The following is a 746-nucleotide window of genomic DNA, read 5'->3' as shown; positions in this document are numbered from 1 at the left end:
AAGAAGTTTCTGGCAAGTTTGTCGTAGCGAGTAGCAACACGCCTGAAATCCTTGAGCCGGCAGAAACAGCGCTCGATAACATTGCGCCCTTTATAGAGGCGCTTGCTGAAGCTGTGGAGGGTTACCCGGTTGGATTTGTTTGGAATGACGGGTTTCGCGCCGCGATTGACGATTTCGGCGCGAAAGCCGTCGCCATCGTAGCCTTTGTCCCCAATGAGGGAAGACATGGGCGGCGCGAGCTTCAAAAGGGCCGGCCCTGCGGCAATGTCTGCGGCTTGTCCCGGAGTGAGATGAAATGCGCAAGGTTTGCAATCAGGGTCGCTCAGCGCGTGGATTTTCGTGGTCCGCCCACCGCGCGAGCGGCCGATCGCCTGTTCACACTCCCCCCTTTTCCGCCGCTCGCCGAGCGATGCGCTTTGATCGAGGTGGAGTCGATCGACAAAGCCACTCGGTCCTTGCCGCAGCGGGCGAGCGCTTCAAAGATCGCCTGCCAATGTCCGCGCTTAGCCCAGCGATTGAACCGATTGTAGATCGTCGTGTAAGGGCCATAGTCGGACGGGCAATCGCGCCAGCGTGCGCCGCACTGGAGCATGTGAATGATACCGCTGATAATGCGTCGATCGTCTTGGCGCGCCGGGCCGGTCTGGTTCGTTGGCAGATGCGGCTCTATCTGAGCCCACTGCTTGTCGTTGAGCCAGAACAGTCCTTTGCGCATCGAAGTCCCCCGTGCCGAATCAACTTGGCAC

General features: G+C 59.4%; 1 pseudogene. It reads right to left on the bottom strand.

Annotation, left to right across the window (positions count from 1 at the left end):
- A pseudogene (locus tag IVB27_RS26820) lies at positions 1-715 on the bottom strand (IS5 family transposase); the annotation flags it as partial.
- Positions 716-746 lie beyond the last annotated feature (31 nt).

Source organism: Bradyrhizobium sp. 197 (assembly GCF_023073375.1).
Classification (GTDB): Bacteria; Pseudomonadota; Alphaproteobacteria; order Rhizobiales; family Xanthobacteraceae; genus Bradyrhizobium.
The sequence above is the reverse complement of the archived record's forward strand: the minus strand, read 5'-3'. Positions and strand labels throughout refer to the sequence as shown.